This window comes from Inquilinus sp. (assembly GCF_057815775.1).
In genome coordinates, this window is the sequence record NZ_JBYRFX010000355.1 from 1 (window position 1) to 7,275 (window position 7,275).

6 protein-coding genes and 1 pseudogene are annotated in these 7,275 nt (G+C 68.0%); all 7 read left to right on the top strand.

Translation table 11 applies throughout. From position 1 onward, the window contains the following. Window positions 1-172: pseudogene (locus AC3XYG_RS12775) on the top strand (succinate--CoA ligase subunit alpha); the annotation flags it as partial. A gap of 362 nt (window positions 173-534) precedes the next feature. Beyond that, window positions 535-3,450 carry a 2-oxoglutarate dehydrogenase E1 component gene (locus tag AC3XYG_RS12780; RefSeq protein WP_489140222.1) on the top strand — a complete coding sequence of 972 codons (2,916 nt, stop codon included), beginning with the start codon at window positions 535-537 and terminating at the stop codon, window positions 3,448-3,450. Window positions 3,451-3,524: 74 nt separating this feature from the next. Then, a complete protein-coding gene (gene odhB / locus AC3XYG_RS12785) occupies window positions 3,525-4,781 on the top strand; it encodes a 2-oxoglutarate dehydrogenase complex dihydrolipoyllysine-residue succinyltransferase (RefSeq protein ID WP_489140217.1) in 1,257 nt (418 codons plus the stop codon). Window positions 4,782-4,834: 53 nt separating this feature from the next. Further along, the gene (locus AC3XYG_RS12790; RefSeq protein ID WP_489140218.1) at window positions 4,835-5,335 is read left to right on the top strand and encodes a YfjT/YkfB family phage-associated protein; all 501 of its coding nucleotides are present in this window, start codon (window positions 4,835-4,837) and stop codon (window positions 5,333-5,335) included. Between the two features lie 72 nt (window positions 5,336-5,407). Next, a complete protein-coding gene (locus tag AC3XYG_RS12795) occupies window positions 5,408-5,977 on the top strand; it encodes a TetR family transcriptional regulator (RefSeq protein ID WP_489140219.1) in 570 nt (189 codons plus the stop codon). A gap of 130 nt (window positions 5,978-6,107) precedes the next feature. Beyond that, complete coding sequence (locus AC3XYG_RS12800; protein ID WP_489140220.1) at window positions 6,108-6,563, top strand: (2Fe-2S)-binding protein; 456 nt, start codon at window positions 6,108-6,110, stop codon at window positions 6,561-6,563. Between the two features lie 13 nt (window positions 6,564-6,576). Then, on the top strand, window positions 6,577-7,275 hold a 699-nt coding region (locus AC3XYG_RS12805; protein WP_489140221.1), incomplete at its 3' end, for a molybdopterin cofactor-binding domain-containing protein.

The window sequence follows — 7,275 nt, forward strand, 5'->3', positions numbered from 1 at the left end:
CGCCGGGCGCACGGCACCGCCGGGCCGCCGCATGGGCCATGCCGGTGCCGTCATCTCCGGCGGCCACGACACCGCCGACCACAAGATCGAGGCGCTCAAGGCCGCCGGCATCGCCGTCGCCGAATCCCCCGCTGCCCTGGGTAAGACCATGCTCGCGGCGATGCGCGGCTGATCGGTCCGACCGCATCATGACACCAGCCCCCGACCGGTCCTGCCGGTCGGGGGCTTTTTTCATGGCTGGCGCGCGAACGCCGGCCGGCCGGACGCGATCGAATCAACCAGCGGCGACACCAACTGGGACAGATTCGACCTTTCCTTTCCAAACCCTATGTCGCGTTTGCGTTCTTTGCGTGGGTGATCTGTCGTAATGGCGTCGGAAATTGCTCAAGCAGCGCCCGACATACCTTTCATCGCAAACACTTTCGGCGTAGGTTGCGCGCCACTTGGACCCGTCCCGCAAGGGACCGCCCGGTCGCGGCGTCAATGCGGCCGCCGACCGCCAGGGAAACGGCCGGACACCGGTCGTTGAGAATGATGGGTAGCCCGTCGGAACACAGTTCCTTCCTTTTCGCCCCGAATGCCGATTTCATCGCCGAGTTGCATGAGCGGTACCGGGCCGATCCAGCCTCGGTCGACGAGAGCTGGCGTGCCTTCTTCGCCGGTCTCGGCGACGGCGAGGTGGAGGCCGAGGCCGGCCCGTCCTGGGGGCCGCGCAACGGCGCCGTCCCGGCGGTCAAGCTGAACGGCCTGGGCGAAGCCTTCGGCCTGGAAGCCCCGGCCGAGGTTCTCGCCAAGGGCGTGAAGCCCGGCGCCGCGCCGGCGACCCCTGCGGCAGCCGTGGCCGATGTCGACGCACTGCGCCGTGCCGCACACGACACGCTGCGGGCGATGCAACTGATCCGCGCCTACCGCGTGCGCGGCCACCTGCTGGCCGATCTCGACCCGCTCGGCCTGACGGTGCAGAGCAAGACGCACCCGGACCTCGACCCCGCAAGCTACGGCTTCACCGAGGCGGATCTGGAGCGGCCGATCTACGTCGCCGGCCAGCTGGGCCTGGACACGCCGACGCTGCGCCAGATCGTGGCCCGGCTGCGCGCCACCTATTGCGGCCATATCGGCGTCGAATACATGCACATCCAGGATCCGGCCATCCGCGCCTGGATCCAGGAGCGTATCGAGACGATCGAGAACCGCACCGAATTCACGCCGCAGGGCAAGCGCGCCATCTATGAGCGGCTGACCGCGGCCGAGACCTTCGAGCGCTTCCTGAACGTCAAATACACCGGCACAAAGCGCTTCGGCCTGGATGGCGGCGAGGCGATGATCCCGGCGCTGGAGCAGGTGCTGAAGCGCGGCGGCCAGCTGGGCCTCGAGGATGTCGTGTTCGGCATGGCCCATCGCGGCCGCCTGAACACCCTGACCAACGTCATCGGCAAGCCGTTCACCGCGATCTTCTCGGAATTCCAGGGCAACCCGGCCAACCCCGAGGACGTGCAGGGTTCCGCCGACGTCAAATACCATCTCGGCACCTCGTCCGACCGCGAGTTCGACAACAAGGTCATCCACCTGTCGCTGACCGCGAACCCGTCGCATCTCGAATGCGTCAACCCGGTCGTGGTCGGCAAGGTCCGCGCCAAGCAGACGCAGCGCCGCGACGAGGTCCGCACCGCGGTGCTGCCGCTGCTGATCCATGGCGACGCCGCCTTCGCCGGCCAGGGCGTGGTGGCCGAGACGCTGATGATGTCCGACCTGAAGGGTTATCGCGTCGGCGGCACCGTCCATTTCGTCATCAACAACCAGATCGGCTTCACCACCGCGCCGGTCTATTCCCGCTCGGGCCCCTACTGCACCGACGTGGCGCGGACGGTCCAGGCGCCGATCTTCCACGTCAATGGCGACGACCCGGAAGCGGTCGTCCATGCCTCGCGCATCGCCATCGAGTTCCGCCAGGAATTCGGCCATGACGTGGTGGTGGACATGTTCTGCTACCGTCGTTTCGGCCACAATGAAGGCGACGAGCCGGCCTTCACCCAGCCGCTGATGTACAAGACCATCGCCCAGCACGCCTCGGTGCGCGAGCTGTATGCGAAGCAGCTGGTCGACGAAGGCCAGCTGACGGCCGAGGAGGCCGAGGGCATCGTCCGCGACTTCCAGAAGCATCTGGAGGCGGCGTTCGAGGCCGCCACCACCTACAAGCCGAACAAGGCGGACTGGCTGGGCGGCGCCTGGTCGGGCTTCACCATCGCCGCCGGCGACGACCGCCGCGGCGCCACCGCGGCACCGGATGCGCTGCTGCAGGAAGTCGGCCGCGCCATCAGCACCGTGCCCGACGGCATCAAGGTCAATCCGAAGGTCGTGCGCCAGCTGAAGGCCAAGGCGCAGATGATCGAGACCGGCCGCGACATCGACTGGGCGACGGCCGAGGCGCTGGCCTTCGGCACGCTGGTCGCCGAGGGCATCCCGGTGCGCCTGTCCGGCCAGGATTCCGGCCGCGGCACCTTCAGCCAGCGCCATTCGGTGCTGGTCGACCAGGAGACCGAGGAGCGCTACGTCCCGCTGAACCATGTCCGCGACGGCCAGGCGACCTACGAAGTCCATGACAGCCCGCTGTCGGAATTCGCGGTGCTGGGCTTCGAATACGGCTATTCGCTGGCCGAGCCGCGGGCCCTGACCTTGTGGGAAGCGCAATTCGGCGACTTCGCCAACGGTGCCCAGACCATCATCGACCAGTTCATCTCGTCCGGCGAGCAGAAGTGGCTGCGCATGTCCGGCCTGGTGATGCTGCTGCCGCATGGCTATGAGGGCCAGGGGCCGGAGCATTCCTCGGCCCGCATCGAGCGCTATCTGCAGCAATCGGCCGAGGACAACTGGCAGGTGGTCAACCTGACCACGCCGGCCAACTACTTCCACGCGCTGCGCCGCCAGATCCACCGCGACTTCCGCAAGCCGCTGGTGGTGTTCACGCCGAAGTCGCTGCTGCGCCACAAGGAATGCGTCTCGACCCTGGCTGATTTCGGCAATGGCTCGACCTTCCACCGCGTGCTGCCGGAGACGGCGGAGTTGGTGGCCGGCGAGGCGGTCAAGCGCGTCGTCATCTGCTCCGGCAAGGTCTATTACGACCTGAAGAAGGAGCGCGACGAGCGCGGGCTGAAGGACGTCGCCATCATCCGGCTGGAACAGCTGTTCCCGTTCCCGCGCAAGACGCTGCGCGCGGAGTTCGCGAAGTATCCGAACGCCGAGGTGGTGTGGTGCCAGGAGGAGCCGGAGAACCAGGGCGCCTGGTACTTCGTCGACCGCAAGATCGAAGCCGTGCTGGGCGACATCGGCCATCACAGCAGCCGGCCGCGCTACGCCGGCCGTCCGGAGGCCGCGGCCCCGGCCACCGGCCTGCTGCGCCGCCACAACCAGGAACAGGCCAAGCTGGTCGACGAAGCGCTGTCGGTCGGCTGAGCCCCGCAACAACACCACCCGCCTAAAACACCACCCATTGGCCGGGACAGGCCGGTCGAAGGAATGGAGACTTCATGAGCGTCGAGATCAAGGTGCCCGCGCTGGGCGAGTCGGTGACCGAGGCCACCGTCGCCCGTTGGCTGAAGAAGCCGGGCGAGGCCGTCGCGATGGACGAGCCCCTGGTCGAGCTCGAGACCGACAAGGTGACGCTCGAGGTCAACGCCACCGCGGCCGGCGTGCTGGAATCGGTCGCGGCCGAGGAAGGCGCCAATGTCGAGGTCGGCGCCCTGCTGGGCAGCATCGGCGAGGGCTCCGGCGCCCCGGCCGCCAAGCCTGCGGCCAAGGCCGAAGCCCCGGCGGCCAAGCCCGCCGCGGCACCGGCGCCCGCCGCCCCCACCGCCAAGGTCAACGGCAATGGCGAGGCGCCGATCGCCATGCCCTCGGCCGCCAAGATCATCGCCGAGAACAACCTTGATGCCGGTGCCATCGCCGGCAGCGGCAAGGGTGGGCGCATCCTGAAGGAAGACGCGCAGACCGCCGCGTCCGGCGCCAAGCCGGCTGCGCCTGCGTCCAGCGCCGTGATCGAGATCCCCGCCTTCACCCGTCCGGACAGCGGCCCGCGGCCGCAGAAGGACCGGGAGGAGCGGGTGCGCATGAGCAAGCTGCGCAAAACCATCGCCACCCGGCTGAAGCAGGCCCAGACCAACGCCGCCATGCTGACGACCTTCAACGAGGTCGACATGACGGCGCTGCTGGCGCTGCGCAACCAGTACAAGGACAGCTTCGAGAAGAAGCACGGCGTGAAGCTGGGCTTCATGTCCTTCTTCCTGAAGGCCTGCATCGTCGCGCTGAAGGAACTGCCCGCGGTCAATGGCGAGATCGACGGCGACGACCTGGTCTACAAGAACTACTACGACATCGGCGTCGCCGTCGGCACGCCGACCGGCCTGGTCGTGCCGGTGGTGCGCGACGCCGATACCCTGTCCTTCGCCGGGGTCGAGAAGACGATCGGCGAGTTGGGCCGCAAGGCGCGCGACGGCAAGCTGTCGATGGCCGACCTGACCGGCGGCACCTTCACCATCTCGAATGGCGGCGTCTACGGCTCGCTGATGTCGACGCCGATCCTGAACCCGCCGCAATCGGGCATCCTGGGCATGCACAAGATCCAGGAACGGCCGATGGCCGTGGGCGGCAAGGTCGAGATCCGGCCGATGATGTACCTGGCCCTGTCCTACGACCACCGCATCATCGACGGGCGCGAAGCCGTGACCTTCCTGGTGCGGGTCAAGGAGTGCCTGGAGGATCCGCAGCGCATCCTCTTGGATATGTGATCTACTCGGAAGGGCACGGAAACGTGCCCTTCTTCGCTTCTGGAGACCGTGTCGTGATTCGCTTCGCTGCCTTCGCCCTTCCCGTCCTGCTTGCCGCGGCCACCGCGACGGCCCAGGAGGCGGAAGGCTGGGGCACCGGCTATCACATGGGCACGGCCTATGCCGGGCTGACCAACCCGGATGGCGCCCATCTCGGCGTCTACTGCTCCGACCTGTCGCAGGCCGACAATTCGGCGATCCGCACCGGCCCCTATGTGCTGTTCTCGGTGCCGCGCAAGCTGACCCTGGCCGCGCCGCAGGTCCCGGTGACCTTCACCGTCAACGGCAAACCCACGCTGGTGCCGATGACCGCCGATGTCGAGGAAGCATCGACCAGCTTCGACTGGGGGCCCGCCAAGGCCTTCACCACCGACCAGATGAAAACGCTGGTCGAGGCCCTGCGCCACGGCAAGACGCTGAGGGTCTCCCTCGCCGACCCCGCCGTGACCGAGCCCTTCACCCTCGCCGGCTCCGGCGCCGCGCTTGAGAACATCCTGGACTGCAGCAAGCGCTGAACCGGTCCGGTTCGCCTTGACAGCCCGCTTCCTCGCACCGTACTAGAACGAACGTTCGATCGGGTGCGGTTCATGGATGGCGACGGCAAGCGCGAGGCGATCCTGAAGGCGACCCTGGCGCTGGTGGCCGAGCGTGGCTTCCACGACACGCCGATGTCGCTGGTGGCCAAGCAGTCGGGCGCGAGCCCGGGCGTCATCTACCATTACTTCGCCAGCAAGGACGATCTGATCCGCGACCTCTACCGCGAAGTAAAGACGATCAAGGGGCGGGCGCTGGTCGAGGGTGATTTCGACGGCCTGTTGCCGAAGGACAGCTTCAAGCGCACCTGGCTGAACGCCTACGCCTTCTACCGCACGCACCGGCAGGAGGCGCAGTTTCTCGAGCAGTATGAGAACTCCCCCTACCACCGGCCCGAAGAGCTCGCCGCGCTGGCGCGCGAGGACCGGAACTTCGCCTGCCTGGCCCAGCGGCTGGGCATGGCCGGCGGCAACAGCCCGTTCAAGGCGCTGCCGCCGGATATCGTCCAGGACCTGACCTTCGCCGTGGCCGCGCGCCTGGCACGGCGAACCCAGGACGCGCCGCTGGACGACGCGGCGCTGGACGACATTGCCGAGGGCTGCTGGCGCGCAGTGGCCCGCTGACGTTGATTTGACCGGAACCAGATCGAATATTCGATCTAGGACAAAGATCCGCCAGCTTAGAGCGGACACGACCAGCCCCGGCGCGGTGCCCGGCCCTGCTCGCACCGCACTCAAATTGGGACATCGACCAATGGTGAAACTGAACATCAATGGCGCAGACCACGAGCTGGACATCGATCCGCAGATGCCGCTGCTGTGGGCCCTGCGCGATCACCTGACCATGACCGGCACCAAGTTCGGCTGCGGCCAGGCGCTGTGCGGTGCCTGCACCGTGCATCTCGACGGCCAGCCGGTGCGGTCCTGCCAGACCTTCGTCGGCGATATCGGCGACAGCAAGATCACCACCATCGAAGGCGTGACCGGCAAGGTCGCCGAGGCCGTCCGCGCGGCCTGGACCAAGCTGGACGTGGTGCAGTGCGGCTACTGCCAGTCCGGCCAGATCATGTCGGCGATCGGCCTGCTGAGCCAGACGCCGAAGCCGACCGATGACGACATCGTCTCGGCGATGGACGGCAATATCTGTCGCTGCGGCACCTACCAGCGCATCCGCGCGGCGATCCACGACGCCGCCTCGACGCTGGCATAGGGGGAACGGATCCATGTACGCCAAATCCCTCACCGCCCCGGCCCCGGCCGTCGCTGATGCCAAGCCGAACCGCCGTTCCTTCCTCAAGGGCGCCAGCGCCCTCGGCGGCGCCCTGGTGATCGCCACCCACCTGCCCCTGGTCAGCCGGGCCATGGCCGCGGCCGGCGACGCCCCCTTCGCCCCGAACGCCTTCGTCCGCATCGCGGCCGACGACACCGTGACGGTGCTGATCAAGCATTGCGAGATGGGCCAGGGCGTCACCACCGGCCTGACCACCATCGTGGCGGAGGAGCTGGACGCCGACTGGGCGCAGATGCGCTTCGGCTTCGCCCCGGCCGACGCCAAGCTCTACAACAACACCCTGCTCGGGCCGATCCAGGGCACCGGCGGGTCGACCTCGACCGCCAATTCCTGGGACCAGCTGCGCAAGGCCGGTGCCACCGCCCGCGCCTTGCTGGTGCAGGCGGCAGCGGCTGCCTGGAGCGTCCCGGCTGGTGAGATCACCGTGCTGAAGGGCGTCGTCACCCATGCCGCCTCGGGCAAGTCCGCCCGCTTCGGTGAGCTGGCGGCCCAGGCCGCGACGCTGGCGCCGCCGGCCGAGGTCACGCTGAAGGACCCGAAGGCCTTCACCCTGATCGGCACCCATGTGCCGCGGCTGGACACGCCGGCCAAGATCACCGGCAAGGCCGGCTTCTCGATCGACGTCCGGCGC

Coding starts and splice junctions, on each gene's coding strand:
- AC3XYG_RS12780 (WP_489140222.1), top strand. CDS start 535: ATGGGTAGCCCGTCGGAACACAGTTCCTTCCTTTTCGCCCCGAATGCC.
- odhB (WP_489140217.1), top strand. CDS start 3,525: ATGAGCGTCGAGATCAAGGTGCCCGCGCTGGGCGAGTCGGTGACCGAG.
- AC3XYG_RS12795 (WP_489140219.1), top strand. CDS start 5,408: ATGGATGGCGACGGCAAGCGCGAGGCGATCCTGAAGGCGACCCTGGCG.
- AC3XYG_RS12800 (WP_489140220.1), top strand. CDS start 6,108: ATGGTGAAACTGAACATCAATGGCGCAGACCACGAGCTGGACATCGAT.